The 25487-nt window shown below is 71.2% G+C and carries 24 protein-coding genes; 15 read left to right on the plus strand and 9 right to left on the minus strand.

From position 1 onward, the window contains the following. Window positions 1–37: 37 nt before the first annotated feature. From FHX33_RS06320 to gdhA, 4 genes are all read left to right on the plus strand, one after another. A complete protein-coding gene (locus FHX33_RS06320; protein WP_183428278.1) occupies window positions 38–733 on the plus strand; it encodes a hypothetical protein in 696 nt (231 codons plus the stop codon). Beyond that, window positions 734–2287 carry a DNA polymerase Y family protein gene (locus FHX33_RS06325; protein WP_183428279.1) on the plus strand — a complete coding sequence of 518 codons (1554 nt, stop codon included), beginning with the start codon at window positions 734–736 and terminating at the stop codon, window positions 2285–2287. Further along, window positions 2287–5676, plus strand: coding sequence for an error-prone DNA polymerase (locus FHX33_RS06330; protein ID WP_183428280.1), 3390 nt, complete (start codon window positions 2287–2289; stop codon window positions 5674–5676). The genes FHX33_RS06325 and FHX33_RS06330 overlap by 1 nt, the downstream gene beginning before the upstream one ends. A gap of 86 nt (window positions 5677–5762) precedes the next feature. Beyond that, window positions 5763–7112 carry an NADP-specific glutamate dehydrogenase gene (gene gdhA, locus FHX33_RS06335; RefSeq protein WP_021764414.1) on the plus strand — a complete coding sequence of 450 codons (1350 nt, stop codon included), beginning with the start codon at window positions 5763–5765 and terminating at the stop codon, window positions 7110–7112. Window positions 7113–7157: 45 nt separating this feature from the next. Here the strand turns inward: gdhA and FHX33_RS06340 are convergent, their stop codons facing one another. Next, a complete protein-coding gene (locus FHX33_RS06340; RefSeq protein WP_039923312.1) occupies window positions 7158–8939 on the minus strand; it encodes a DEAD/DEAH box helicase in 1782 nt (593 codons plus the stop codon). A gap of 139 nt (window positions 8940–9078) precedes the next feature. On the opposite strand from FHX33_RS06340, the gene FHX33_RS06345 reads away from it, so the two are divergent. Next, window positions 9079–9870 carry an SGNH/GDSL hydrolase family protein gene (locus FHX33_RS06345; RefSeq protein WP_021764416.1) on the plus strand — a complete coding sequence of 264 codons (792 nt, stop codon included), beginning with the start codon at window positions 9079–9081 and terminating at the stop codon, window positions 9868–9870. 21 nt (window positions 9871–9891) lie between these two features. Here FHX33_RS06345 and FHX33_RS06350 read toward each other — a convergent pair whose 3' ends face one another. Both FHX33_RS06350 and FHX33_RS06355 read right to left on the minus strand, forming a co-directional pair. Beyond that, entirely contained in the window at window positions 9892–11148 is a 1257-nt protein-coding gene (locus tag FHX33_RS06350) for a D-alanyl-D-alanine carboxypeptidase family protein (RefSeq protein WP_248616283.1), read from the minus strand. 19 nt (window positions 11149–11167) lie between these two features. Continuing rightward, complete coding sequence (locus FHX33_RS06355; protein WP_021764418.1) at window positions 11168–11992, minus strand: TrmH family RNA methyltransferase; 825 nt, start codon at window positions 11990–11992, stop codon at window positions 11168–11170. A gap of 80 nt (window positions 11993–12072) precedes the next feature. On the opposite strand from FHX33_RS06355, the gene FHX33_RS06360 reads away from it, so the two are divergent. Then, complete coding sequence (locus tag FHX33_RS06360; protein ID WP_021764419.1) at window positions 12073–12918, plus strand: Sir2 family NAD-dependent protein deacetylase; 846 nt, start codon at window positions 12073–12075, stop codon at window positions 12916–12918. Between the two features lie 46 nt (window positions 12919–12964). After that, window positions 12965–13564, plus strand: a complete 600-nt coding sequence (locus FHX33_RS06365; protein WP_021764420.1) for a histidine phosphatase family protein — start codon at window positions 12965–12967, stop codon at window positions 13562–13564. On the opposite strand, the gene FHX33_RS06370 is transcribed toward FHX33_RS06365, so the two are convergent. Both FHX33_RS06370 and FHX33_RS06375 read right to left on the minus strand, forming a co-directional pair. Further along, a complete protein-coding gene (locus FHX33_RS06370) occupies window positions 13545–14645 on the minus strand; it encodes a glycosyltransferase family 4 protein (RefSeq protein WP_021764421.1) in 1101 nt (366 codons plus the stop codon). The two genes, FHX33_RS06365 and FHX33_RS06370, sit on opposite strands and share 20 nt — an antisense overlap. Beyond that, window positions 14642–15571: an alpha/beta fold hydrolase gene (locus tag FHX33_RS06375; protein WP_039923302.1), complete on the minus strand. Its 930-nt coding sequence runs from the start codon at window positions 15569–15571 to the stop codon at window positions 14642–14644. Before FHX33_RS06375 ends, FHX33_RS06370 begins: the two co-directional genes overlap by 4 nt. Before the next feature lie 135 nt (window positions 15572–15706). On the opposite strand from FHX33_RS06375, the gene treS reads away from it, so the two are divergent. From treS to FHX33_RS06390, 3 genes are all read left to right on the plus strand, one after another. Further along, window positions 15707–17416, plus strand: coding sequence for a maltose alpha-D-glucosyltransferase (gene treS / locus FHX33_RS06380; protein WP_021764423.1), 1710 nt, complete (start codon window positions 15707–15709; stop codon window positions 17414–17416). Window positions 17417–17482: 66 nt separating this feature from the next. Beyond that, entirely contained in the window at window positions 17483–18166 is a 684-nt protein-coding gene (locus FHX33_RS06385) for a 3'-5' exonuclease (protein ID WP_183428281.1), read from the plus strand. A 56-nt stretch (window positions 18167–18222) separates the two neighbouring features. Next, window positions 18223–18537 (plus strand): DUF4190 domain-containing protein, encoded by a 315-nt coding sequence (locus FHX33_RS06390; protein ID WP_021764426.1) that lies wholly within the window; start codon window positions 18223–18225, stop codon window positions 18535–18537. A 96-nt stretch (window positions 18538–18633) separates the two neighbouring features. Here the strand turns inward: FHX33_RS06390 and FHX33_RS06395 are convergent, their stop codons facing one another. The 3 genes from FHX33_RS06395 to glgA all read right to left on the minus strand — a co-directional run bounded on the left by FHX33_RS06395 (window position 18634) and on the right by glgA (window position 21016). Continuing rightward, a complete protein-coding gene (locus FHX33_RS06395; protein WP_021764427.1) occupies window positions 18634–18885 on the minus strand; it encodes a type B 50S ribosomal protein L31 in 252 nt (83 codons plus the stop codon). 124 nt (window positions 18886–19009) lie between these two features. Further along, window positions 19010–19810 carry an ABC transporter ATP-binding protein gene (locus tag FHX33_RS06400; RefSeq protein WP_021764428.1) on the minus strand — a complete coding sequence of 267 codons (801 nt, stop codon included), beginning with the start codon at window positions 19808–19810 and terminating at the stop codon, window positions 19010–19012. 24 nt (window positions 19811–19834) lie between these two features. Beyond that, window positions 19835–21016, minus strand: a complete 1182-nt coding sequence (gene glgA / locus FHX33_RS06405) for a glycogen synthase (RefSeq protein ID WP_021764429.1) — start codon at window positions 21014–21016, stop codon at window positions 19835–19837. Between the two features lie 46 nt (window positions 21017–21062). Here glgA and FHX33_RS06410 point away from each other — a divergent pair, with 46 nt between their 5' ends. Then, window positions 21063–22307 carry a glucose-1-phosphate adenylyltransferase gene (locus tag FHX33_RS06410; protein WP_021764430.1) on the plus strand — a complete coding sequence of 415 codons (1245 nt, stop codon included), beginning with the start codon at window positions 21063–21065 and terminating at the stop codon, window positions 22305–22307. Beyond that, window positions 22304–22996: a phosphoserine phosphatase SerB gene (gene serB / locus FHX33_RS06415; RefSeq protein ID WP_021764431.1), complete on the plus strand. Its 693-nt coding sequence runs from the start codon at window positions 22304–22306 to the stop codon at window positions 22994–22996. The genes FHX33_RS06410 and serB overlap by 4 nt, the downstream gene beginning before the upstream one ends. Window positions 22997–23266: 270 nt before the next feature. Here the strand turns inward: serB and fabG are convergent, their stop codons facing one another. Further along, entirely contained in the window at window positions 23267–23977 is a 711-nt protein-coding gene (fabG, locus tag FHX33_RS06420; protein ID WP_021764433.1) for a 3-oxoacyl-ACP reductase FabG, read from the minus strand. A gap of 64 nt (window positions 23978–24041) precedes the next feature. Between fabG and FHX33_RS06425 the strand changes: the two genes are divergently transcribed. The 3 genes from FHX33_RS06425 to FHX33_RS06435 are packed head-to-tail and all read left to right on the plus strand — an operon-like array spanning window position 24042 to window position 25449. Continuing rightward, the gene (locus FHX33_RS06425) at window positions 24042–24347 is read left to right on the plus strand and encodes a DUF3099 domain-containing protein (RefSeq protein WP_081704054.1); all 306 of its coding nucleotides are present in this window, start codon (window positions 24042–24044) and stop codon (window positions 24345–24347) included. Next, window positions 24344–24586, plus strand: coding sequence for a hypothetical protein (locus FHX33_RS21505; RefSeq protein ID WP_021764435.1), 243 nt, complete (start codon window positions 24344–24346; stop codon window positions 24584–24586). The genes FHX33_RS06425 and FHX33_RS21505 overlap by 4 nt, the downstream gene beginning before the upstream one ends. Further along, a complete protein-coding gene (locus FHX33_RS06435) occupies window positions 24583–25449 on the plus strand; it encodes an SURF1 family cytochrome oxidase biogenesis protein (RefSeq protein WP_021764436.1) in 867 nt (288 codons plus the stop codon). The genes FHX33_RS21505 and FHX33_RS06435 overlap by 4 nt, the downstream gene beginning before the upstream one ends. The last annotated feature ends 38 nt before the right edge of the window (window positions 25450–25487 follow it).

Raw genomic sequence — 25487 nt, forward strand, 5'->3', positions numbered from 1 at the left:
ATTTGCGCTGTTCGAACATGTGTTCGAAAATGGATGCATGTCCCCGGCATCCGCACCCGCCTTCGCCGACCCGGTCGTCGACCGGGCGCAGGTGCACGAGCTGCAGTCGCGCATCCGGCAGATGCAGGCGACGAAGCTCGAGAGCCGCACGTTCGAGACGCATCCCGCGCTCGGGCCGCTGCTGCCGGGCGGAGCGCTCAAGGCCGGCGCCGCCTACGCGGTGCACGGCTCCACCACCCTGCTGATGGCGCTGCTCGCCGGCCCCAGTGCGGCGGGCGCGTGGTGCGGGGTGATCGGCATGCCCGACTTCGGCGCCGAGGCGGCCGGCCGGTTCGGGATCGACCTGGAGCGGCTGGTGTTCGTGCCGCATCCCGGCGACCAGTGGCTGACCGTGACGGCGGCCGTGGTCGACGTGCTCGCGGTCGTGGCGGTCGCCCCGCCGACCCGTGCGAAAGACGGGGACGTCGCCCGGCTGGGCGCCCGGCTGCGGCAGCGGGAGTCGACGCTGATCGTCGCGGGCGACTGGCCGCAGGCCGAGGCGACGCTCTCGGTGGCGCGCAGCGGTTGGGACGGCCTCGGCACCGGAGCGGGCTACCTCTCGTCCCGGCGCGTGACCGTCGAGTCCGCCCCGCGCGGCGGCTCGGGACCGCGCCGGCGTGCGGAGCTGTGGCTGCCGGCGCCCGACGAGAGCTTCCGCCCGTCCGGCCCGACGCGCCTGGAGGCGGTGGGCTAGATGCGCGAGGTCACCCGCGCGATCGTGCTCTGGTGCCCGGACTGGCCCGTGATCGCCGCCCGCCGGGCGGATCCGGGCCTGGCCGACGACACCCCGATCGCCCTGATGGAGAAGGGCGTGGTCTTCGCCTGCTCGGCAACGGCCCGCGCCGACGGCGTGCGGCGCGGTCTGCGGATGCGCGAGGCGCAGTCCCGCTGCCCGCAGCTGGAGGTGCTCCCCTACGACCCCGTGCTCGATGAGCGTGCCTTCGAGCCGGTGCTGGCCGCCATCGAGGAGCTCGCGCCCGGCGTGCAGCCGCTGCGCCCCGGCACCTTCCTGCTGCGGGCGCGCGGACCGGCGCGCTACTACGGCGGCGAGGAGCAGGCCGCAGCCGAGCTGCTGCGCTGCCTGGAGGGGCTGGGGCTGCCGGATGCGCGCGCCGGCATCGCCGACGGGCCGTTCGCCGCCGGGCAGGCCGCCCGCTCCACCGGCGCCGCCCGCGTGCGCGTGATCCCGGCGGGCGGGTCGGCCGCCTTCCTCGCCCCGCTGCCGGTCGCCCAGCTCGGGCTGACCGAGCTGACCCCGCTGCTGCGCCGCCTCGGCCTGCACACTCTCGGCGACCTCGCCGCCCTCGACCGGCTCGACGTGCGCGAACGGTTCGGGGAGCGCGGCGAGCACGCGCACGACCTGGCCGGCGGCCTCGACGGTGCCGCGGTCGTGCCGCGCACCCCGCCGAAGCAGCTGGACCGCACCATCGAGTTCGAGCCTCCCCTCGACCGCGTCGACCAGGTCACCTTCGCGGTGCGCGGCACGGCCGAGCAGTTCGTCGGCGGCCTGACGAAGGCCGGGCTGGTCTGCACCACGCTCCGGGTGGAGGTGACCGACGAGGCCGGCCGCATCAGCGAGCGCAGCTGGCTGCACCCGCGGCTGTTCACGGCGGGGGATGTCGTCGACCGGGTGCGCTGGCAGCTGCAGGGCTCCGGCGCCCTCGACCCCGGTCTCGCCTCGCCGATCGTGCGGGTGGGCCTGGTGCCCGAAGCGGTGGACGACATCGGCCACCACGAGGACGGCCTGTGGGGCGGCGGAGCCGACGAGCGCATCCATCACGGCCTCACCCGCGTGCAGAGCATGCTGGGGCACGAGGCCGTGCTCACCGCCACGATCGGCGGGGGTCGCGGGCTCACCGAGCGGCAGGTGCTGGTGCCCTGGGGCGACCGGCCGGTCGGCGCCTCCCGGGCCGAGCAGCCGTGGCCCGGGTCGCTGCCCGCGCCCGCACCCTCCACCGTCTTCGAGGTGCCGCGTCCCGTGGCGGTGCTGACCGTCGAGGGCGAGACCGTCGAGGTGACCGACCGCGGCGACCTCACCGCCCCGATCGCGCTCTTCTCCCCCACCGGCCGCCCGCACGACGCCCGCGAAGTGGGCTCGTGGGCGGGGCCGTGGCCGGTGCGCGAGCGCTGGTGGGACGCCACGCTCGCCCGGGCGATGCACCGGTTCCAGCTGGTCGACGCCGACGGGACGGCCTGGCTGCTGCGCCTGGCCTCCGGCGGCTGGTTCGCCGAGGCGAGGTACGACTGATGGGCTGGGACAACCCGCCCATCCCGTGGGCCGAGTTCGAGCGGCGGCTCTCCGGCCGTCGCACCGGCGAGCAGGCCGTCGAGCGCCCCTCCTCGCGCAAGCGGCAGAAGTACGTGCCGCAGCCCATCCCGGAGGAGCCGGAGACCGGGCACGTCGCGTACGCGGAGCTGCACGCGCACAGCAACTTCAGCTTCCTCGACGGGGCGAGCTCGCCCGAGGAGCTGCTGGAGGAGGCGACTCGCCTGCGCCTGCACGGCCTCGCCCTCACCGATCACGACGGGCTCTACGGCGTCGTCCATCTGGCCGAGGCCGCCGAGGCGTACGAGCGGGTGAAGACGGTGTTCGGCGCCGAGCTCTCCCTCGCGCTCAGCCGCCCGCAGAACGGCGAGGCCGACCCGGAGGGCAGCCACCTCGTCGTCCTCGCCCGCCGGCAGGAGGGGTACCACCGGCTCGCCGCCGCGATCACCGCCGGGCAGCTCGCGGGCGGCGAGAAGGGGCGCCCGGTCTACCGGCTGCCCGAGCTGGCCGAGCAGGCCGGCGGCGAGTGGATGGTGCTGACCGGCTGCCGCAAGGGCGACGTGCGCCTGGCGCTGGCCGAGCAGGGCGAGCGCGCAGCGGAGCACGAGGTGGCGCGCCTGGCGGAGCTGTTCGGCCACGACAACGTGCTGGTCGAGCTGATCGACCAGGGCAACCCGCACGACACCACCGACAACGACGCGCTCGCCCGGATCGCCGGCCGGCTCGGCCTGCCCGTCGTGGCGACCAACAACGTCCACTACGCCTCGCCCGCGCAGTACCCGCTGGCGACCGCCGTGTCGGCCGTGCGCGCCCGGCGCAGCCTGGACGAGATGGACGGCTGGCTGCCCGCGTCCGCCGCCGCGCACCTGCGCAGCGGCGCCGAGATGGCCAGACGGTTCGCCCGCTACCCCGGCGCGGTGGAGCGGACCGTGGAGGTCGCCGACGACCTCTCCTTCCGGCTGCGCAGCGCCCGCCCGCGGCTGCCCAAGCAGGAGGTCCCGGAGGGGCACACCCCGATGAGCTGGCTCCGCGAGCTCACCTGGCGCGGTGCGGCCGAGCGCTACCGCGACCTCGACGAGAACCCGGCGAAGCGGGAGCGCATCGAGCGCGAGCTCGACGTGATCGAGGCCAAGGACTTCCCCGGCTACTTCCTGATCGTGCACGACATCGTGCGGTTCGCCCGCAGCCAGGGCATCCTGTGCCAGGGCCGCGGGTCGGCGGCGAACTCGGCGGTCGTCTACCTGCTCGGGATCACCGCGGTCGACTCGATCAAGTACGACCTGCCGTTCGAGCGCTTCCTCTCCAGCATGCGCGAGGAGGAGCCCGACATCGACGTCGACTTCGACTCCGACCGCCGCGAGGAGGTCATCCAGTACGTCTACAGCAAGTACGGCCGGCACAACGCGGCGCAGGTCGCCAACGTGATCACCTACCGGCCCAAGAACGCGGTGCGCGACATGGCGAAGGCGCTCGGCCACTCCACCGGCCAGCAGGACGCCTGGAGCAAGCAGATCGACTCGTGGTCGCACGTCCAGACCACCGACGACCACGACATCCCGGACGAGGTGGTGGAGCTGGCGCAGCAGGTGCTGAAGTTCCCGCGGCACCTCGGCATCCACTCGGGCGGCATGGTGCTCACCGACCGGCCCGTCGGCGAGGTGTGCCCGATCGAGCACGCCCGCATGGAGGGGCGCACGGTGCTGCAGTGGGACAAGGACGACTGCGCGTGGATGGGCCTGGTCAAGTTCGACCTGCTCGGGCTCGGGATGCTGAGCGCGCTCGACTACTCGATGCGCGCGATCGCGTCGGCGCTCGGCGAGCAGTGGACGCTGGAGACCATCCCGAAGGAGGAGCAGGGCGTGTACGACATGCTCTGCCGCGCCGACTCGATCGGCGTGTTCCAGGTGGAGAGCCGGGCGCAGATCGGCACGCTCCCCCGGCTGCGGCCCCGCTCGTTCTACGACCTCGTGATCGAGATCGCGCTGATCCGCCCCGGCCCGATCCAGGGCGGCGCCGTGCACCCGTACATCCGGCGCAAGCTGGGCCAGGAGGAGGTCACCTACCTGCACCCGGCGCTGGAGCCGGTGCTGAAGCGCACGCTGGGCGTCCCCCTCTTCCAGGAGCAGCTGATGCAGATGGCGGTCGCGGTGGGCGATTGCACGGCGGAGGACGCCGACCTGCTGCGCCGGGCGATGGGCTCCAAGCGCGGGGTGGAGAAGATCGGCGCCCTGCGCGAGAAGCTCTACACGGGGATGGCGGGCAACGGCATCACCGGCGAGGACGCCGACGCGATCTACGCCAAGATCGAGGCGTTCGCGAACTTCGGCTTCGCCGAGAGCCACGCGATCAGCTTCGCGCTGCTGGTCTACGTGAGCTCGTGGATGAAGCTGCACTACCCCGGTGCGTTCCTCGCCGCCCTGCTGCGCGCGCAGCCGATGGGGTTCTACTCGCCGCGCACCCTCACCGCCGACGCCCGGCGGCACGGCGTGGTGGTGCACCGGCCCGACATCCAGCGCTCGGGCGTGTTCCCGCTGCTCGAGCCGCTCGACGACGCCCGCCCGGGCCCGACCGGCATGGACCCGTGCCTGGCCGAGGAGCAGCCTCCCATCGCCCCCTTCGACCAGCGCGTTCCGCTCGACTACACGGCGCATCGCCGCGACGCCGGCCACGCCGTGCGGCTGGGGCTCGCCGGGGTGACCTCCATCGGCGAGAAGCTGGCCGAGCGGATCGTGGCCGAGCGGGAGGCCGACGGCCCCTACCGGGACCTCGCCGACCTCTCGCGCCGGGTCGGGCTGACCGTCGCCCAGCTGGAGGCGCTCGCCGCGGCGGGCGCGTTCGAGGACTTCGGCCTCGACCGGCGGCAGGCGATCTGGGAGGCGGGCAACGCGGCGCAGGACCGGCCCGAGTACCTCGCCGGCACCGCGATCACCGTGCAGCCGCCCCTGCTGCCGTTGCTGAGCCCCGCGGAGCAGCTGGCGAGCGATCTCTGGGCGACCGGCATCTCGACCGACGACCACCCGATCCGCTACCTGCGGCCGGCGCTCGCCTCGCGCGGGGTGCGCACGGCGGCGATGCTCGCGACGTCGGAGTCCGGGCGGCGCATCGAGGTGGGCGGGGTGGTCACCCACCGGCAGCGCCCGGCGACCGCGGCCGGCGTGACCTTCCTCAACCTGGAGGACGAGACCGGGCTGGTGAACGTGGTCTGCCCGGTCGGGGTGTGGAACCGCTACCGGCGGGTCGCCCGGCAGGCGCCCGCGATGATCGTGCGCGGCATCCTGGAGCGCAGCGAGGAGGGCGTGGTCAACGTGATCGCCGACCGGCTGGAACCGCTGCAGACCGGCATCCGCACGGCCTCCCGCGACTTCCGCTGAGACCGCCCGCGGTCGGCCTGCGCAGGCGTAACACGCACGAAACGTGAGAGTAGACTCAGAAACCTTGTGCGAAAGAAGGTACGCGTTTGACCACGGCTCTCATCTCCCTGCTCGACGACGTCCTCCGGCGCAACGCCGGGGAGCCGGAGTTCCACCAGGCGGCACGGGAGGTGTTCGGCTCGCTCGGTCCCGTCCTCGACCGTCACCCGCGTTACGCCGAGGCCGCGGTGCTCGAACGCCTCACCGAGCCGGAGCGCCAGCTGATCTTCCGGGTGCCGTGGACGGACGACCAGGGTCGCGTGCGGGTCAACCGCGGGTTCCGCGTGGAGTTCAACTCCGCGCTCGGGCCGTACAAGGGCGGTCTGCGCTTCCACCCGAGCGTCACGCTCGGCACCGTGAAGTTCCTCGGCTTCGAGCAGATCTTCAAGAACGCACTCACCGGCCTCCCGATCGGCGGCGGCAAGGGCGGCAGCGACTTCGACCCCAAGGGCAAGTCCGACGCCGAGGTGATGCGGTTCTGCCAGTCGTTCATGACCGAGCTGTACCGCCACCTGGGCGAGCACACCGACGTCCCGGCCGGTGACATCGGCGTGGGCGGCCGCGAGATCGGCTACCTGTTCGGCCAGTACAAGCGCATCACGAACCGATACGAGTCCGGTGTGCTCACGGGCAAGGGCGTCGGCTGGGGCGGCTCGCTCGTCCGCACCGAGGCCACCGGCTACGGCGCGGTCTTCTTCGCCCAGCGGATGCTCGCGACCCGCGGCCGCGACCTCGACGGCGCGCGCGTGCTCGTCTCGGGTTCCGGCAACGTCGCGATCTACGCGATCGAGAAGGTGCACCAGCTCGGCGGCACCGTGATCGCCTGCTCCGACTCCTCCGGCGTCGTGCACGACCCGGCCGGCATCGACCTCGACCTGCTGCGGCAGATCAAGGAGGTCGAGCGCGGCCGGCTCAGCGACTACGCGGCCCGCCGCGCTGGCGCGGAGTACCTCCCGAACGGCGACATCTGGGCGCTCGCCGCGACGACGCACGTCGACGTCGCCATGCCCTGCGCGACCCAGAACGAGCTCGACGCCACGGCGGCGACCACCCTCGCGAACCACGGCGTCGCCGCGGTCGTCGAGGGCGCCAACATGCCCTGCACCCCGGAGGCCGTCGCCGTGCTCCGCGCGGCGGGCGTGCTGTTTGCCCCGGGCAAGGCGGCGAACGCGGGAGGTGTCGCCACCTCCGCGCTCGAGATGCAGCAGAACGCCTCGCGCGACGCGTGGACGTTCGAGTACGCCGAGCAGCGCCTCTCCGACATCATGACGAACATCCACGACAGCTGCGCGGAGACCGCGGCCGAGTACGGCGAGCCGGGCGACTACGTGCTCGGCGCCAACGTCGCCGGTTTCGTGCGCGTCGCCGACGCCATGCTGGCGCTCGGCGTCATCTAGCGTTCAGACCCCACCGCGTCCGCGCGGGTCAACGGCTCGGTCGGCTCAGTGCCGGCCGAGCCGTTTGCGCAGGTACTCGATGCGCGCCTGCAGCTGCGAGACGCTCGCCTGGGCGACGGCCGGCCCGCCGCAGACCCGGCGCAGCTCGGCGTGGATGAGGCCGTGCGGCTCCCCCGAGTTCTTCGAGTACAGGCCGACCAGGCTGTTGAGCAGCTGGCGCTGCTCCTTCAGGGTGCGGTGCAGCGGTGCGGGAGGGTGTCCCTCGGCCGCAGCGGGACGCGCCGACGACCGCCGCGACTGGCGCTGCTGCCGCTGAAGCAGCAGCTCGTGCACCTGGTCGGGCTCCAGGATGCCGGGGAGGCCGATGAAGTCGTGCTCCTCGTCGGTGCCGGGCACCGCGTAGCTGCCGAACTCCTTGCCGTCGAACACGACCCGGTCGAAGTTGGCCTCCGAACCGAGCGCCTCGAAGGCGAACTCCTCGGTCAGCGCCTCCGAGGCCCGCTCCTCGCGGTTGGCCTCGGCCACCATCGCGTCCTCGGGGTTCCACAGGTCGCCTTCGGCATTCTCGTCGGTCGGCCGGTCGAGCGCGTGGTCGCGCTCGAGCTCCAGCGCGTTGGCGAGCGCCATCAGCATCGGCACGTTCGGCAGGAACACCGAGGCGGTCTCGCCACGGCGGCGGGCGCGCACGAAGCGGCCGATCGCCTGAGCGAAGAAGAGCGGGGTGGAGGCGCTGGTCGCGTACACGCCGACCGCGAGCCGCGGCACGTCCACGCCCTCCGACACCATGCGCACGGCGACCATCCAGCGCGACGTGCCCTTCGAGAACTCCTCGATCCGGTCGCTCGCCTCCTTCTCGTCCGAGAGGACGACGGTGACGGACTCGCCGGTGATCTGCTGCAGGATGTCGGCGTACGCCCGGGCCGTGTAGTGGTCGGTCGCGATGACCAGACCCCCGGCGTCCGGGATGGCGCCGCGCACCTCGGTCAGGCGCCGGTCGGCCGCGCTGAGCACGGCCGGGATCCATTCGCCCTTCGGGTCGAGCGCGGTCCGCCAGGCCTGCGAGGTGATGTCCTTGGTGTTGCCCTCGCCGAGCCGCGCCTCCATCTCGTCGCCGGTCTTGGTGCGCCAGCGCATGTGGCCCGCGTAGACCATGAAGATCACGGGACGCACGACCCCGTCCGACAGGGCACGGCCGTAGCCGTAGTTGTAGTCGGTGAGCGACGTGCGGATGCCCTGCTTGTCGGGCAGGTAGGTCACGAACGGGATCGGTGCGGTGTCGGAGCGGAACGGCGTCCCCGTGAGCGAGAGCCGGCGGGTGGCGCGCTCGAACGCGTCCCGGATGCCGTCGCCCCAGCTGAGCGCGTCGCCGCCGTGGTGCACCTCGTCGAGGATGACCAGGGTGCGGCTCGACTCGGTGATGTCCTTGTGGAGGCTCGGCCGCATGGCGACCTGCGCGTAGGTGACCGCGACGCCCTTGTAGTGCCGGGCGTATCGGCCATCGGCGTTCTTGAAGTCCGGATCGAGGTTGAGGCCGACGCGGGAGGCGGCCTCCGCCCACTGGCGCTTCAGGTGCTCCGTGGGGGCGACGACGGTGACGCGCTCGATGACGCGGCGGTTGAGCAGCTCGGTCGCGAGGCGCAGGGCGAAGGTCGTCTTACCGGCGCCCGGCGTCGCCGCGGCGAGGAAGTCGCGCGGCTCGTCCCGGAAGTAGGTGTCGAGCGCCTCGGCCTGCCACGCGCGCAGTTTTCCCGCGGTTCCCCAAGCGGCGCGCTCCGGGAACGACGGCGAGAGATGCTCGGCCGCGAAGCTGCCCGCGTGTACCCCGATGGCGTCCGACTCGTCGCCGGACTCGGCGTCCGGTTCGAACCCGGGGAGGGGTGCAGCTGTCGTTTCCACGTGGATCAAATCTACCCGCTCCGTCCGACATCCGCCTGGACGGACGGTCCACCGGATGCAGAATGGAGGAATGGTCGAAGCTCAGCATCCCTGGTCCCGCTACGTCGCCCTGGGCGACTCGTTCACGGAGGGCATCGGCGACCCCGAGCCCGCCAGCCCCGGCGGGCACCGCGGCTGGGCCGACCGAGTCGCCGAGGTGCTGAGCAGCCAGACCGACGACTTCGCCTACGCGAACCTGGCCGTGCGCGGCAAGCTGATCAAGCAGATCCTGGACGACCAGGTCGAGCCCGCGCTCGCCCTGCGCCCCGACCTGATCACCATCTCCGCCGGCGGCAACGACGTCATCCGCCCGGGCACCGACCCCGACCAGATCGCCGCGCTCTTCGACCAGGCGGTGGCCCGCCTCAGCCGGGACGGCGCGACCATCGTGGTGTTCACGGGCGTCGATGTCGGGTTCTCCCCCGTGTTCCGCGGCATCCGCGGCAAGGTCGCGATCTACAACGAGAACGTCCGCGCCGTCGCCGCCCGGTACGACTGCATCGTGGCCGACCAGTGGGCGCTGACCGAGATCCAGGACCAGCGGATGTGGGCCCCCGACCGCCTCCACCTCGCGCCGCTCGGCCACCACACCGTCGCGCGCATGGTGCTCGCGGCCCTCAATGTGGAGAACGACCTCCAGCCGCTCGACCCCGAGCCGCTGCCCGCCCGCACCTGGCGCCAGGCGCGCTCGGAGGACATCTCGTGGGCGCGGGAGTACCTCGTGCCGTGGGTGGTGCGGCGCATCCGCCACCAGTCCTCCGGCGACCACGTGCTGCCCAAGCGGCCGGAAGCCGGGCCCTTCCTCATCCGCACCGAGGACTGAGCGCGTTCCCGGCCCGTCGGGTCAGGTCCCGAGCCCGCCGGGGTGCGCCAGGCGCCAGCCGAATCCGGGGTCGGGGACGTCCTTCGCGAGGGCCAGGTCGGTCGTCTGCGTTTTCCCGTTGGAGGTGAACGTCACCTTGCCGACGACGTCGCCGGCGAAACCGGACTGCACCGGACGCGTCTCCAGCGCCACCTCGACCGGCTGATCGGACCACACGACGAACGTCGTCGCGGTCGTGGCCACGAGATCCGAGCTCGCCTTCCACGGCGTGCTGTACGAGCCGAAGACCTGGCCCTTCGTGGAGGCGGAGACCTCGTGGAAGCCCGCCTTCACGCTGGTCAGCAGCGCCTTGACGCCCGCCCACAGGTCGTCGTGGGTCGGTGCGCCGAGCACGACGCCCAGCACCCGCACCTTCGACTTGCCCACGGCGACCTCGGCCGAGAACAGCAGGCAGTTGCCCGCCTCGTCGGTGTTGCCGGTCTTGAGTCCGTCGATGCCCTCCCAGCCCAGGAGGGTGTTCGTGTTGTCCTGCGCGCCCGCACCGGGGAGCGTCGCCGTCTTCTGCGAGACGATCGACGACAGCGCGGGCGAGTCGAGCACGAGCTGCCCGAGACCGAGGAGGTCCTTCGTCGTGCTCACGTTGCCCGGGTCCAGCCCGTCGGCCGTGACGATCTTCGTGCCGGTGAAGCCCTTGGCCGCGAGCCACTTGTTGGCCGCGTCCACGTAGGCCGAGGTGGAGCCGTACGCCCAGTTCACGAGCGAGATCGCGTAGTTGTTGGCCGAGGGAAGCAGCATCGCGGTGAGCGCCTCCTTCTCGGTCATCGACGTGCCGGCCTGCACCGGCGCCCACGAGCCGCCCTCCGCGATGACCTCGTTCCAGATGTCGACGTCCTTCTGCGTGAAGTCGATCGTCGGTCCCTGGTCGTCGCCCTTCAGCGGCTTCGCGTCCAGCACCAGGAGGGCCGTGACCACCTTCGTCACGCTCGCGATCGGCACGCTGGCGTCGCTCCCGTGGGAGATCGTGGCACCCGAGTAGTCGGGTGCGGTGACGGCGGACGAGCCGTATCCGGGCCAGGCGAGCTGGGCGGCGGGCTGCACGATCGACTTCTCGTGCGTGACCGAGGCCGCGGTCGCCGGGACGGGCGTCAGCAGCGAGCCGGCGATGTAGAGGAAGGCGAGCAGCAGCGTCCCGCCGATCCCGAACACGACGAAGCGACGACGGCGGTAGACCGTCCGGGACACACGGCGCGACGGATCGACAGGCACTTGCGGGGACACGCTGGAATTCTAAGCGTGACTACTCAGGCATCCCCTGAGAACGCGCCCGCAACGCCCAGAGCGCCACGGCGCTGGCCGACGCGACGTTCAGCGAGTCGACGCCGTGCAGCATCGGGATGGTGACGACCGTGTCCGCGGAGGCCAGCGCCCGGCGCGAGAGCCCGTCCCCTTCGGAGCCGAGCACCATCGCGACGCGCTCGGGCGGTGCGGCCGCGTACTCGTCCAGGGTGACTGCGTCGTCGGCGAGGGCGAGGGCCGCGATGTCGAAGCCCGCATCGTGCAGGATCCCGGTCGCCTCGTCCCATTCCGGGATGCGCGTCCACGGCACCTGGAGCACGGTCCCCATGCTGACGCGCACGCTGCGCCGGTAGAGCGGGTCGGCGCACCGCGGGCTCACGAGCACCGCGTCCGCACCGAGGCCCGCGACCGAACGGAAGATCGCCCCGACGTTCGTGTGGTCGACGATGTCCTCCAGCACCACGACCCGGCGCGCATCGCGGAGCAGGTCGCGCGGATCGGGCAGCACGGGCCGGTGCATCGCCGCGAGCGCGCCGCGGTGCAGGTTGTACCCGGTGAGCTGCTCGAGCACGCCCGCTTCGCCCACGAACACGGGCACGTCCGGGTACTGCTCGAGCAACGGCTCCACGTCGGGCAGCCACTGCTCCTGCAGCAGTACGGACCGAGGGCGGTGCCCGGCAGCGAGAGCGCGCGTGATGACCTTGGTCGATTCCGCGATGTAGAGGCCGCCCTCCGGCTCGCTCACGCGCCGCAGCGCGACGTCGGTCAAACGGGAGTAGTCGGCGAGGCCGTCGGCCGTCAGGTCGGTCACACGATGGATCTGCACCCCTCAAGATTGCCAGTCGCCGGAAACAATTCGGAAAACTGGGGTGTTTAGACTCGGGAGGGGACGACCGGGAGGTGCCTGTGGACACGCTGACGACGGAGCTGACGCCCGAGCTCGCGCGAGCGATCGACGAGACGGTCGACCTGCTCTCGGGCCGGCGCTTCGCCGTGCTCACCGGTGCGGGCGTGTCGACCGACTCCGGCATCCCCGACTACCGCGGCGAGGGCGCGCCCAAGCGCACGCCGATGACGTTCCAGCAGTTCCTCGCCGACGACCGGTACCGCAAGCGCTACTGGGCGGGCAGTCACCTCGGCTACCGCCGCTTCGCCGCCGCGCGCCCCAATGCCGGCCACCGCGCGCTGGCGGCGCTGGAGGCGGCGGGCGCGGCCAACGGCGTCATCACGCAGAACGTGGACGGCCTCCACAAGCAGGCGGGCTCGCAGCGGGTCGTCGACCTGCACGGCTCGATGGACCGCGTGGTCTGCCTGGTCTGCGGCCAGGTCTTCGCCCGCGAGGCCATCACCGCGCGCATCGACGCCGCCAACCCGTGGATCGACACCGAGGGCGCGGTCGAGATCGCCCCCGACGGCGACGCGATCGTCACCGACATCGACTCCTTCGTCGTGCCCGATTGCACGGTGTGCGGCGGCCACCTCAAGCCCGACGTCGTCTTCTTCGGCGAGTTCATCCCGGCCGAGAAGTACCGCGAGGCGAGCGCCATGGTCCGCGCGTCGGACGCGCTGCTGATCGCCGGCTCGTCGCTCATCGTCAACTCGGGCATCCGCCTGCTGGAGGAGGCGCGGCGCCGGCGGCTGCCGATCGTCATCGTCAACCGGGGCGAGACCAAGGGCGACCTGCGCGCGGCCATTAAGCTGGATGCCGGGACGACGGAGACGCTCGTCGAGCTCTCCCGGCGGCTGGCCTAGCACTCCGCACAGCCGCCGAGGCACGTCCTGCAGCGAAAGGACGCGCGTGACCTTCATCTCCCTCGTTCGGCACGGCCAGACCGATTGGAACCTCGCCAAGCGCATCCAGGGCTCCAGCGACATCCCTCTGAACGACACCGGGCGCGCTCAGGCGGAGACGACCGGACGCGCGCTCGCCGGCGGCCGGTTCGACGCGATCTACGCGAGCCCGCTGGGCCGCGCGTTCGAGACCGCGCGCATCATCTCGTCGCACCTCGGGCTGGGCGAGCCCGGGGCGCTGCCCGCGGTCGCCGAGCGCAACTATGGCGAGGCGGAGGGGCTCACCGGAGCCCAGATCCTCGAGCGTTGGCCCGAGGGCACGCCCGTCCCCGGCCGCGAGTCGCGCGACGACGTCGTGAGGCGCGCCCTCCCGGCCCTGCTGGAGCTGGGCGAGACCCATCCCGACGAGAGCCTCATCGTGGTGAGCCACGGCGGCGTCATCGGCTCGCTCGTGCGCCACGTCACCGACCACGCGCTGCCCGGCCCGGGCGAGGTCATCCCCAACGGCTCCGTCCACCGGTTCGTCTACGACGACGGCGTGCTCCGGCTCGACCGCTTCAACCTCGGCCCGGAGGACCGCGACCTGCTCACCGCCTCCGTGATGTGACGCGGTCGGCCCGCGCTGTCGTGGCGGTCAGCACTGTGAGCAGGTGCTCCGCCGACCCCTCCCACGTGAAGCGCGCCGCCTCGGCCCGGGAGGCCGTCGAGCGCGACGCCCAGACGCCGTCCTCCTCCAGCTGCCGCACGCGCTGCGCGAGCTGCTCGGCGGAGTCGGCCTCGAAGAACAGCGCCGCCTCTCCCCCGATCTCGCGGAAGATCGGGATGTCGCTGACGATCACGGGCGTCCCGAGCGTCATCGACTCCACCAGCGGGATGCCGAACCCCTCGTCGCGGGACGCGGTGACCAGGGCGGTCGCCGCCGCGAGGGTCTCCGCGTACTCCTCGTCGCTCGCGCCGTCGTGGAAGACCAGGCGGGCTGCGGGCGCGAGGGAGGCGAGGCGCTCCTTCTCGGTGTCCGAGACGCGGCTCATCAGGTGCAGCTCGTACTCCGGCAGGAGGGCGGCGGCGCGCACGAGCGTGTCCACGTTCTTGTACGGCATGAACGAGCCCATGTAGACGAGGCTCTTCGTCTCCGGCGCGCTGCGGGAGGCGCGCTCCTCCGGGATCGCGGGCATGTCCGCCGCGTTCGGCACGACGTACACCGGGCGCTTCGTCAGCCGGTGCTCGGCGATGAGCTTCTTGGTCGTCTGCGACACCGTCACCACGGCGTCCGAGCGGTTGAGCAGCATCCGCTGCGGCCACCACGAGAGGTGGTAGAGCCGCCACAGCCCGCGCACGAACGCCGGCAGGTCGCGCGGCGGCGTCGGGTGGCGGTAGTAGATGAGATCGTGCACGGTCAGCACGAGCCGGTAGCGGCGACCGAAGCCGCCCATCGTCTGCATCGGCGTGAACACCACATCGGGCGCCAGCCGGTTGACCTGGCGCGCAATCCACGGCTCGCCCACGGCCGTCGGCGAGCCGATGAGCTCCCACGGCAGGTCCGGCAGCATCTCGAGCTGGCGGCGGTCGCTGATGAGCATGGTGACCGCGTGACGCTCCGCCAGGGCGCTCACCAGGCCGGCGGTGTACCGGCTGATCCCGTCGTGGCGGCCGATGCGGGTGTAGCGGCAGTCGAAGAGGACCTTCACGCGGCGTCCTCCCCGGCCAGGAACTCCCGGATCGCCGCCGCCGCCTCGAGCGGCTTCTCGTAGTGGATCAGGTGCCCGACGTCCGCGATCTCGACGAGCCGCGCATCCGGGAACAGCGTCTGCAGGCGCCGCTCGGCCTCGATCGGCGTGATGTCGTCGTCGACCGCGGCCACGAGCAGGGTCGGCTCGGGGATGCGCGCGGCGAACTCGCTCACGTCGTGCGAGACGGACGCGCGGAACGCCTCCAGCACGACCCGGCGGTCGCTGAAGGCGGAGAAGTAGCGGTGGTGCTGGTCGTGGATCCACGCGCGCAGCCCGCGCTCCTTCGTCTTCGCCATGGCCTCGCTCATGACGCGGACGATCAGGCGGTTGCGCAGGAGGGCGAAGCCCAGGCGCTCCGGGAGCACGGACGCCAGCCAGTAGTAGAAGATCGCCAGGCGCGTGAGGATGCCGCGCGGGCCCTTCAACGCCGGCTGACCGATCGGGTTCACCAGCACGACCGACTCCGGGCGCAAGGGATCGCCGGCCTCCCGTGTCGCCAGCGCGCCCGCCACCACGATCGACCCGAACGAGTGACCCAGCAGCACGACGCGGCCCGGCAGGTCGAGCGCCTCGACGAAGCCGCGCAGCCAGCGGCTGTAGCCGGGGATGTCGTGCGCCGCCTCGGTCAGCGCCGTGGACTCGCCGAACCCCGGCAGGTCGGGCGAGATCATCCGCAGCCCGGGAAGCTGCGCCACCACCGGCTCCAGGCCGTGGTGGTCGCCGCGGAACCCGTGGACGACCACGACGGTCGTGGCCGCATCCGGGTCGCCGTAGTCCCAGTACCGGGTCGTCCCGCCCAGGAGGTCGAACCCGCCCTGGCGCACGGGTATGCGATCGAGGGCGTCGGCGTATGGTGAGGCTGTGTTCCTCGTCGAGGTGGTCATCGCAGACAAGTCTAGGCAAGCCGCGGGCATCCACTTCGTGAATGTCCAGAGCGGACTGGACAGGCCACTGCGCAGACCCCCTAGACTTCACTGGTTGTAACCGCTTGCATACGGCCTCGCGCCAGAAGGAGAACCGTGAGTTTCACCGCGCCCATCACGCTGCCCGGGCTCACCCTCGACCCCCAGTGGTACCGCCGCGCGGTCTTCTACGAGGTCATGGTCCGCTCGTTCGTCGACAGCAACGGAGACGGCTCGGGAGACCTCGCCGGGCTGACCTCCAAGCTCGACTACCTGCAGTGGCTCGGCATCGACGCGCTCTGGCTTCCGCCGTTCTTCCAGTCGCCCCTGCGCGACGGAGGCTATGACGTGTCGGACTTCAAGGCGATCCTCCCCGAGTTCGGCACGATCGACGAGTTCCGCGACCTGGTCACCAAGGCGCACGAGCGCAACATGCGCATCATCATCGACCTGCCGATGAACCACACCTCCGACCAACACGAGTGGTTCCAGCAGTCGCGTTCCGACCCCGAAGGCCCGTACGGCGACTTCTACGTCTGGAACGAGACCGACGACAAGTACCCGGACATCCGCATCATCTTCGTCGACACCGAGGACTCCAACTGGGCGTTCGACGAGGCGCGGCGCCAGTACTACTTCCACCGCTTCTTCTCGCACCAGCCCGACCTCAACTTCGAGAACCCGGCCGTGCACGACGCGATGTACGACATCGTCCGGTTCTGGCTCGACCTCGGCGTCGACGGCTTCCGGCTCGACGCCATCCCGTACCTCTACGAGTCGGAGGAGGGCAACGGCGAGGGCGAGCCCCCCACGCACGAGTTCATCAAGAAGCTCCGCGCCATGGTCGACCGCGAGTACCCGGGCCGCATGATGATCGCCGAAGCGAACCAGTGGCCCCGCGAGGTCGCAGCCTTCTTCGGCAGCGACGAGGAGCCCGAGTGCCACATGGCCTTCGACTTCCCCGTCATGCCCCGCATCTTCTACGCGCTGCGCTCGCAGCAGGCGACGGAGCTCGTCCGCGTGCTCTCCGAGACGACGGACACGCCCGACGGCGCGGCCTGGGGCGTCTTCCTGCGCAACCACGACGAGCTGACGCTCGAGATGGTCAGCGAGGAGTACCGGCAGGCGATGTACGGCTGGTACGCGTACGACCCGCGGATGCGCGCCAACATCGGCATCCGGCGCCGCCTGGCGCCGCTGCTCGACAACTCGCGCGCCGAGCTCGAACTCGCGCACGCCCTGCTTTTCTCGCTCGCCGGCAGCCCCTTCCTCTACTACGGCGACGAGATCGGGATGGGCGACAACATCTGGCTGCCCGACCGCGACAGCTCCCGCACCCCGATGCAGTGGACGCCCGACCGCAACGGCGGCTTCTCCACCGCCGACCCGGGCAAGCTGTTCCTCCCGATCGTGCAGTCGCTGGTCTACCACTACAACCAGGTGAACGTGGAGGCGCAGCTCGCGCAGTCCCGCTCGCTCCTGCACTGGGTGCGCAACGTCATCCACGTGCGCAAGGCCCACCCCGTGTTCGGCCTGGGCTCGATGCGCGTGCTCGAGACCGACCACGAGTCCGTGCTCGCGTTCGTGCGCTCCTACGAGGGCAGCGGGACGCACTTCGGCGACCAGCCGGAGGACGTGCTCTGCGTCTTCTCGTTCGCGCACAACCCGATCTCGGTGACGCTCGACGCCCCGGAGCTCGCCGGGCGCACCCTGTACGACATGTTCGGCGGCGCGGAGTTCCCGACCGTCGCGGAGGACGGCCGGTTCACGCTCACGCTCGGCACCCAGAACTTCTACTGGCTGCACATCGAGCCGCGTCACGACTGATGCGCGTCGGCGACCCGCCCGGTGTGGCGACCGGGCGGTGTCGGCCGCTCCTCGTACCCTGAACACATGGGTTGGCATCACGAGCTCGGCGTCTTCGATCTGGAGACCACCGGCATCGACGTCGAGACGGCCCGCATCGTCACCGCGCACGTCGGCCTGCTGAACGAGCAGGGCGAGGTCGTCCACGGCCGCTACTGGCTGCTGGACCCCGGGATGGAGATCCCGGCCGAGGCGACGGCCGTGCACGGCATCACCACCCAGCTCGCGCGGGAGAAGGGCATGGCGGCTCCTGCCGGCGTCGCGGCGATCGTGGACCAGCTCCGCCGGCTCTTCGCCCGCGGCGTCCCCGTGGTCGCCTACAACGCCCCCTATGACTTCACGCTGCTCGACCGGGAGGCGAAGCGCCACGGCATCGAGCCGCTCGACTCCCCCGGCCCGATCATCGACCCGCTGGTCATCGACCGCGCCGTCGACAAGTTCCGCCCGGGCAAGCGCACGCTGACGGTCGCGGCGGGCCACTACGGCGTCTCGCTGATCGACGCGCACGACGCGGGCGCCGACGCGATCGCCGCCGGCCGGGTCGCGCAGGCGATGGCCCAGCGGCATGCCGAGCACCTCGCCATCGAGGCCGCCGAACTGCACCTCAAGCAGATCGACTGGTGCAGGGAGCAGGCCGCCGACTTCCAGGAGTACATGCGGCGCGTCCGCGACCCCGAGTTCACCGCCTCCGGCGACTGGCCGCTGCGCTAGCACGCCTCCCGGGCTGGGGGTTCTCCCCCGACACGCCGAACGCTAGTGTCGTCGGCATGAGCGATCCCAACCTGAACCCTCAGCCCCTCCCGCCGCAGCAGCAGCCGCAGTACGCCGGCGCGCCGTCCGCGCAGCCCGGCTACAACACGATGGCGATCGTGGGCTTCATCCTCGCCTTCTTCGTGAGCATCGTCGGCGTCATCCTGGGCTTCGTCGCCCTCTCGCAGATCAAGCGCACCGGTGAGCAGGGTCGCGGCCTCGCTCTCGCCGCCGTCATCATCGGCCTGGTGGAGATCGTGCTCGGCATCATCATCACGATCATCGTCATCGCGTCGCTGGGTGTCGCCGCCGCCAACTACAACAACTACTGACCCGCATCCCGCTGGATCGACCCGCTGGATCGACACGAAGAGGCCCCCGTCGTGTGACGGGGGCCTCTTCGGTCGCGACGGCCGGAGCCGTGCGGACTACTTGCCGAAGTTCTTGTAGCGCGAGTTGAACTTCTCGACGCGGCCGGCCGAGTCGAGGATGCGCTGCTTGCCGGTGTAGAACGGGTGCGACTCGGACGAGATCTCGACGTCGATCACCGGGTAGCTGTTGCCGTCCTCCCACTCGATCGTCTTCTCGCTCGAGACGGTGGAACGGGTGAGGAACGTCGCACCCGAGGCCAGGTCGCGGAAAACAACCGGAGCGTAGTCGGGGTGGATGCCAGTCTTCATCAGGACTTCCTTGTTGCGTTGGTTTCGGTCGGTCAGGCCCGCACGCCAGAGGCACGGGCGGAAAGCTCTCGGCCGCCACGAGGCAGAATGACTCGGGAGCCAGCTATCGAGTTTAGCAGATGACTCAGCCTGCGGTCGTCTGACGCGCCCGGGCGGTGTAACGGCCGTCGCTCTCGACGAGTTCGATGTCGAGCCCGAAGGTCTCGCTCAGGCTCTCGCTCGTCAGCACCTCGCCGATCGGGCCGTGCGCGGTGACCCGGCCGTCCTTCAGCAGGAGCGCGCGGTTGAAGCCGAGCGGGATCTCCTCGACGTGGTGGGTGACCATGACGATCGCCGGGGACTTGGCGTCGCTGGCGTAGCCGCCGAGCAGCTGGACGAGCTCCTCGCGGCCGCCGAGGTCGAGGCTCGCGGCCGGCTCGTCGAGCAGCAGGATCTCGGGGTCGGTCATGACCGACCGCGCGATCTGCACGCGCTTCTGCTCGCCGTCGCTCAGGCTGCCGAAGGTGCGCTTGGCGAGGTGCTCGAGGCGCCACTCGGCGAGCACGCGCAGGGCACGGCGCTCGTCGATCTCCTCGTAGAGCTCGTTCCAGCGGCCGGTGACGGCGTAGGCGGCGGTCATGACCACGTCGAGCACGGTCTCGTTGCGCGGGATGCGGCGGGCCAGCGCGCTCGACGCGAAGCCGAGCAGCGGACGCAGTTCCGCGAGATCGCTCTGGCCCAGCGTCTCGCCGAGGACGATCGCCTCGCCGGACGACGGGTGCAGGGCCGCGGCCGCGATCTGCAGCAGGGTGGTCTTGCCCGCGCCGTTCGGGCCGAGCACGACCCAGCGCTCGTCCGGCTCCACGGTCCAGTCGACTCCTTGGAGGACGGCGGTGCCGTCCCGGGTCACGGACACGTCTGAGAGCTGGAGAACACTGCTGGCCATGCCTCCTAGCCTACCCACTCGGCGCTAGCTCACCGACCGGTAGACGTCGCGCGTCTGCTCGGCGATGGCCGACCAGCTGAACGACGTCTCCGCGCGCTGCCGACCGGCCTCGCCCATCCGGGCAGCCCGCTCGGGGTCGCTCACGACTTCCGTCAGCGCCGCCGCGAGATCGTGCACGAACGCCTCCGGGTCCGTCGGGGTCCCGGTGCCGTCCTGCAGCTGCTCGATCGGCACGAGACGGCCCGTGACGCCGTCGACGATCACCTCGGGGATGCCGCCGGTGGCAGTGCCCACGACGGGCAGGCCGCACGCCATCGCCTCGAGGTTCACGATCCCGAGCGGCTCGTAGATCGACGGGCAGACGAAGACCGTGGAGGCGGTCAGCGCGACGCGCAGCTCCTCGTTGGTGAGCAGCCGGTCGATCCACACGACGCCGTCGCGCTCTGCCTGCAGCTGCGCGACGAGTCCGCTCACCTCGGCGAGGATCTCGGGCGTGTCCGGCGCACCCGCGCAGAGCACGAGCTGCACATCCGGGGGCAGGAGGCGCGCCGCGCGCAGCAGGTACGGCAGGCCCTTCTGGCGCGTGATGCGGCCGACGAAGACCACCGCGGGCCGCGACGGATCGATGCCCAGCGCACGCGCGCGGTCGTCGTCCGAGATCGGCGTCCAGCGCTCCAGGTCGATGCCGTTGTACACGACGGTGACACGCCCGGGGTCGAGCGACGGGTAGGCGTTCAGGATGTCGCGCCGCATCCCCTCGCTCACGGCGATCACGGTGTCGGCCGCCTCGAACGCGGTCTTCTCGGCCCAGCTCGACACGCGGTACCCGCCGCCGAGCTGCTCGGCCTTCCACGGCCGCAGCGGCTCGAGGCTGTGCGCGGTCACCACGTGCGGCACGTCGTGCAGCAGCTTGGCGAGGTGGCCGCCGGCGTTGGCGTACCAGGTGTGCGAGTGCACCACGTCCGCTCCCCCGCAGTCTTGCGCCATCTGCAGGTCGACGCCGAGCGTCGCCAGCGCGCCGTTGGCCTCCCGCAGCTCGGCCGGCACACGGTACGCGACCGTGTCCGGCGCATCGCGGGGCTCGCCGAAGCAGCGAACCACCACCTCGATGTCCGCGCGCAGTGCGCGCACCAGTTCGGTCACGTGCACCCCGGCGCCGCCGTAGATGTCCGGCGGGTACTCCCGGGTCAGAAGATCAACGCGCATGTCCTGAACGCTAGTACAGCCCTCCGGTTGCCTCTACTGTGGTGGCATGGCAGCAGGCAGGAAGATCTTCGGCATCGTACTCGCGGGCGGGGAGGGCAAGAGGCTGATGCCGTTGACGGCCGACCGGGCCAAGCCCGCCGTCCCGTTCGGCGGACAGTACCGGCTCATCGACTTCGCACTCTCGAATCTCATCAACTCCCAGCTGCGCCAGATGGTCGTGCTGACCCAGTACAAGTCCCACAGCCTCGATCGCCACGTCTCGCAGACCTGGCGCCTCGACGGCATGCTCAACTCGTACATCGCGTCGGTGCCCGCCCAGCAGCGTCTCGGCAAGCGCTGGTTCAGCGGCTCGGCCGACGCCATCCTGCAGAGCCTCAACCTGCTGCGCGACGAGAAGCCCGACATCGTAGTCGTGGTCGGCGCCGACCACGTCTACCGCATGGACTTCGCGCAGATGATCCAGGCGCACATCGACTCCGGCGCGGCGGCCACCGTCGCGGCCATCCGCCAGCCGATCTCGCTCGCCGACCAGTTCGGCGTCATCGAGGTGGATGCGGCCCACCCCGACCGCATCGCGGCCTTCCGCGAGAAGCCGAGCGACCCGGTGGGCCTGCCCGATTCGCCCGGCGAGGTCCTGGCCTCGATGGGCAACTACGTCTTCGACGCGGACGCCCTCATCGACGCCGTCATCCGCGACGGCGACCGCCCCGACTCCAACCACGACATGGGCGGCGACATCATCCCGGACTTCGTCGCGCGCGGCGAGGCGGGCGTCTACGACTTCAGCCGCAACGACGTGCCGGGATCCACCGACCGCGACCGCTACTACTGGCGCGACGTGGGGACGATCGACTCGTTCTTCGAGGCCCACCAGGACCTCATCTCGGCCCTCCCCGTCTTCAACCTGTACAACCGCGAGTGGCCGATCTTCAGCATGGTGCTCAACTCGCCGCCGGCGAAGATCGTGCGCGACGGCCGCGGATCCCTGGGCACCACGATCGACTCGATCGTCTCGCTCGGCTCTGTGATCTCGGGCGCCCACCTGGAGCGCAGCGTGCTCGGGCCGTGGGCGAAGGTCGACTCCGGGGCGAAGGTCGTCGACTCCGTCGTGTTCGAGCGCGCCGTCATCGAGCCGAACGCGTTCGTGGGCCGCGCGATCCTGGACAAGGACGTCGTGGTCGCCGAGGGCGCCAGCATCGGCGTCGACCCGGCCAGGGACCGCGCACGCGGCTTCACCGTCACGGAGTCCGGCATCACCGTCGTCGGCAAGGGAGTCCACGTCGTTCCATGACGTCCGCACGTACACAACCGCAATCCCCCCGGCCGTCCGTTCCTGAGAGTCCTCAACGATTCCTCGTCGTCCTCGACGCGGACTCGACCCTCATCCACGACGAGGTCATCGAGCTCCTCGCCGACGAGGCGGGCGCGCGCGCCGAGGTCGCCGAGATCACGGAGCGCGCCATGCGCGGCGAGCTCGACTTCGCCCAGAGCCTGCGCGAGCGCGTCCACGCGCTGGCCGGCCTGCCCGTGTCGGTGTTCGAGCGCGTCGGTCAGCGCATCCGCGTCACCGACGGCGTCCCGGAGCTCGTCGCGGGCGTGCAGGCCGCCGGAGGACGCGTGGGCGTCGTCTCGGGAGGCTTCCACGAACTCCTCGACCCGCTCGGCGCCCGGCTCGGCCTGGACCACTGGCGCGCCAACCGGCTCGCCGTGCGCGACGGCCTCCTGACCGGTGAGGTGGAGGGCCCGATCATCGACGCCGCCGCCAAGGCCGAGGCTCTGCGCGAGTGGGCCGACGCCGCCGGCGTTCCGCTCCGGCGCACCCTCGCGATCGGCGACGGCGCGAACGACCTCGTGATGATGGCGGAGGCCGGCCTCTCGATCGCCTTCAACGCCAAGCCGCGCGTGCGCGCCGAGGCGGACCTCGTCGTCGACCGTCAGGACCTCGCCCAGGTCCTCCCCCTGCTCGGCCTCCGCGGCTGAGCGAGTGGCGCTGGCCGGCTCACCCCGGACTCGCAGCCTCGGCCCGCCCCCTACCGCGCGCCGGGAAGGGAGGACATGTCGCGCCCTCCGCCGCGAATCTCCTCCGTAACCTGCGATTCCCGGGCGTGTCCCGCCACGCTTCCTCCGTTACCCACGTCGCCGGCAACGGAGGAGTTTTCAGGGTGGCGAGCCTGAAACGCAGGGAACGGAGGAGATCCGCCCGTGAACTGGCGGATCGTCCTCCGTTCGAAACATACGGCGCCCGAGTGGCTAGTGCCCCATCCCGAGGCCGCCATCGACCGGGATGACCGCGCCGGAGATGTAGCCGGCGTCGTCCCCCGCGACCCACGCGACGACCTTCGCGACCTCGCTCGGCGACGCGAAGCGGCCGGCGGGGATGCTCTTCTTGTACTCGGCCTGCTGCGTCTCCGGCAGCGCGGCCGTCATGTCCGTCTCGATGAAGCCCGGCGCGACGACGTTCGCGGTGATGCCGCGGGCGCCCAGCTCGCGGGTGATCGAGCGCGCCATGCCCACCAGGCCGGCCTTCGACGAGGCGTAGTTGACCTGACCGGCGCCGCCGAACAGGCCGACGACGCTCGAGATCAGCACGATACGGCCGAACCGGGCCTTCAGCATGCCCTTGTTCGCGCGCTTGACGACGCGGAACGCGCCGCCGAGGTTCGTCTCGATGACGCTGTCGAACTCCTCGTCCGTCATGCGCATCAGCAGGGTGTCCTTGGTGATGCCGGCGTTCGCCACGACGACCTCGACCGGGCCGAGCTTCTGCTCGATCTCGGTGAACGCGGCGTCGATCGACGCGGTGTCGGTCACATCGGCGCGCACGGTGAGCGCTCCCTCCGGCCCCTCGCCCGAGCGGGCGGTGACGGCGACGCGGTGGCCCTGGGCCACGAACTCCTCGGCGATCGCGTAGCCGATCCCGCGGTTTCCGCCGGTGACGAGCACGGTGCGCTGCGTGGTCATGTGGTGATTTCCTCTCGAATCGAACGGGTACCAGTCTATGGACGTACGCTTGAGGGGAATCCTCATGAAAACCACACGCCCCACGATCACGAACCTCGGCCTCTCGCCGGACGAGGAACGGCATCACCGGATGATCAGATACTCGGTGGCGATGGGCATCCGTGTGGTCTGCCTGATCGTGGCCGTGCTGGTTCCGGGATGGTGGGCGGCCGTGCCGATCATCGCCGCGATCTTCCTCCCGTACATCGCCGTGGTCCTCGCGAACGTCCACGCCGACCCGCGTCGAGGAGAAGCCCAGCGTCCGGGCAATATCCTTCCCATGACGCCTCCGCCGCCCGGTGGCGGCGACCCGAAGCAGGAGGGCCAGTGATCGGACTCGGAGAGCCGGATCCTCTGACGTGCTCGCGCGCGGGATGCCGTGAGACGGCGACCTGGCGCATCGAATGGCGCAACCCGAAGATCCACACCGCCGACCGCGTGAAGGTGTGGCTGGCGTGCGACGAGCACGAGGAGTTCCTCCGGGAGTTCCTGGCGGCTCGGGAGTTCCCCGTGGCCGTGAAGCCCGTGGACGAGACGGCGGCCGCCTCGGGCGAACGGACGACGGCGTGAGCGGCGCGAACGGCGGCGGCTGGAAGTTCGCCTTCTCGAAGCGCTGGCTCGGCTACCTCGCCTTCGCCATCGCCTTCGCGATCGCCTGCGGATTCCTCTCGAACTGGCAGCTCGCCCGCAGCAAGGAGGCCGCGGCGGCGAACGCCCTGATCTCCCAGAACTTCGACTCGAAACCGGTGCCGCTCACCAGCGAGCTGCCGACGCTCACGTCGTACTCGAAGGGCCAGGAGTGGACCCGCGTCACCGTGACCGGCACCTACGAGCCAGACCTCCAGCTCCTCGCGCGCAACCGGCCGTTCAACGGCAACCCGGGCTTCGAGGTCCTGACGCCGCTGCGCACCGCGGACGGCTCGCTCTTCATCGTCGATCGCGGCTGGGTACCGACGGGCAACGACTCCGACGACCCCGACCACGTCCCCGCTCCCCCGTCCGGGACGGTCACCGTCGTGGCGCGCCTCAAGGCCAGCGAGCCGGCCATCGACGGGCGCACGGCGGTCGGCCGACAGGTCGGCACCATCCAGCTCTCCGTGGTGAAGCAGAAGATGGACACGGGTGCCGTCTATACGGGCGCGTACGGCCTCCTGGACAGCGAGAAGCCCGCTCCGGCATCCGCACCCACCCCCACCGTCACCGAGCCGCCCACGCAGGACGAGGGGCTGCACTGGTCGTACATGATCCAGTGGATCATCTTCGCGCTCATCGGCTTCTTCGGTCTCGGCTACGCGCTGCGCACGGAGTACCGCAAGCTCAACGAGAACGACCCCGCGGAGAAGGCCCGCGCCGCCGAGCGCGACCGCAAGCGGGCGCTCAAGCGCACGGACTCCGACGTCGAGGACGAACTGCTCGACGCCTCCTCGCGCTGACCCCGCGCACATTCGTGCCGAATGTCGACTCTGAGCGT

Origin of the sequence: Leifsonia aquatica, from assembly GCF_014190775.1 — a bacterium.
Classification (GTDB): domain Bacteria; phylum Actinomycetota; class Actinomycetes; order Actinomycetales; family Microbacteriaceae; genus Leifsonia; species Leifsonia aquatica.

What these genes read in the sequence shown, in the direction of transcription:
- FHX33_RS06320 (WP_183428278.1), top strand. Translation starts at nt 38, where the DNA reads ATGTCCCCGGCATCCGCACCCGCCTTCGCCGACCCGGTCGTCGACCGG.
- FHX33_RS06325 (WP_183428279.1), top strand. Translation starts at nt 734, where the DNA reads ATGCGCGAGGTCACCCGCGCGATCGTGCTCTGGTGCCCGGACTGGCCC.
- FHX33_RS06330 (WP_183428280.1), top strand. Translation starts at nt 2,287, where the DNA reads ATGGGCTGGGACAACCCGCCCATCCCGTGGGCCGAGTTCGAGCGGCGG.
- FHX33_RS06345 (WP_021764416.1), top strand. Translation starts at nt 9,079, where the DNA reads ATGGTCGAAGCTCAGCATCCCTGGTCCCGCTACGTCGCCCTGGGCGAC.
- FHX33_RS06375 (WP_039923302.1), bottom strand. Translation starts at nt 15,571, where the DNA reads ATGACCACCTCGACGAGGAACACAGCCTCACCATACGCCGACGCCCTC.
- FHX33_RS06385 (WP_183428281.1), top strand. Translation starts at nt 17,483, where the DNA reads ATGGGTTGGCATCACGAGCTCGGCGTCTTCGATCTGGAGACCACCGGC.
- FHX33_RS06390 (WP_021764426.1), top strand. Translation starts at nt 18,223, where the DNA reads ATGAGCGATCCCAACCTGAACCCTCAGCCCCTCCCGCCGCAGCAGCAG.
- FHX33_RS06395 (WP_021764427.1), bottom strand. Translation starts at nt 18,885, where the DNA reads ATGAAGACTGGCATCCACCCCGACTACGCTCCGGTTGTTTTCCGCGAC.
- FHX33_RS06400 (WP_021764428.1), bottom strand. Translation starts at nt 19,810, where the DNA reads ATGGCCAGCAGTGTTCTCCAGCTCTCAGACGTGTCCGTGACCCGGGAC.
- glgA (WP_021764429.1), bottom strand. Translation starts at nt 21,016, where the DNA reads ATGCGCGTTGATCTTCTGACCCGGGAGTACCCGCCGGACATCTACGGC.
- FHX33_RS06410 (WP_021764430.1), top strand. Translation starts at nt 21,063, where the DNA reads ATGGCAGCAGGCAGGAAGATCTTCGGCATCGTACTCGCGGGCGGGGAG.
- serB (WP_021764431.1), top strand. Translation starts at nt 22,304, where the DNA reads ATGACGTCCGCACGTACACAACCGCAATCCCCCCGGCCGTCCGTTCCT.
- fabG (WP_021764433.1), bottom strand. Translation starts at nt 23,977, where the DNA reads ATGACCACGCAGCGCACCGTGCTCGTCACCGGCGGAAACCGCGGGATC.
- FHX33_RS06425 (WP_081704054.1), top strand. Translation starts at nt 24,042, where the DNA reads ATGAAAACCACACGCCCCACGATCACGAACCTCGGCCTCTCGCCGGAC.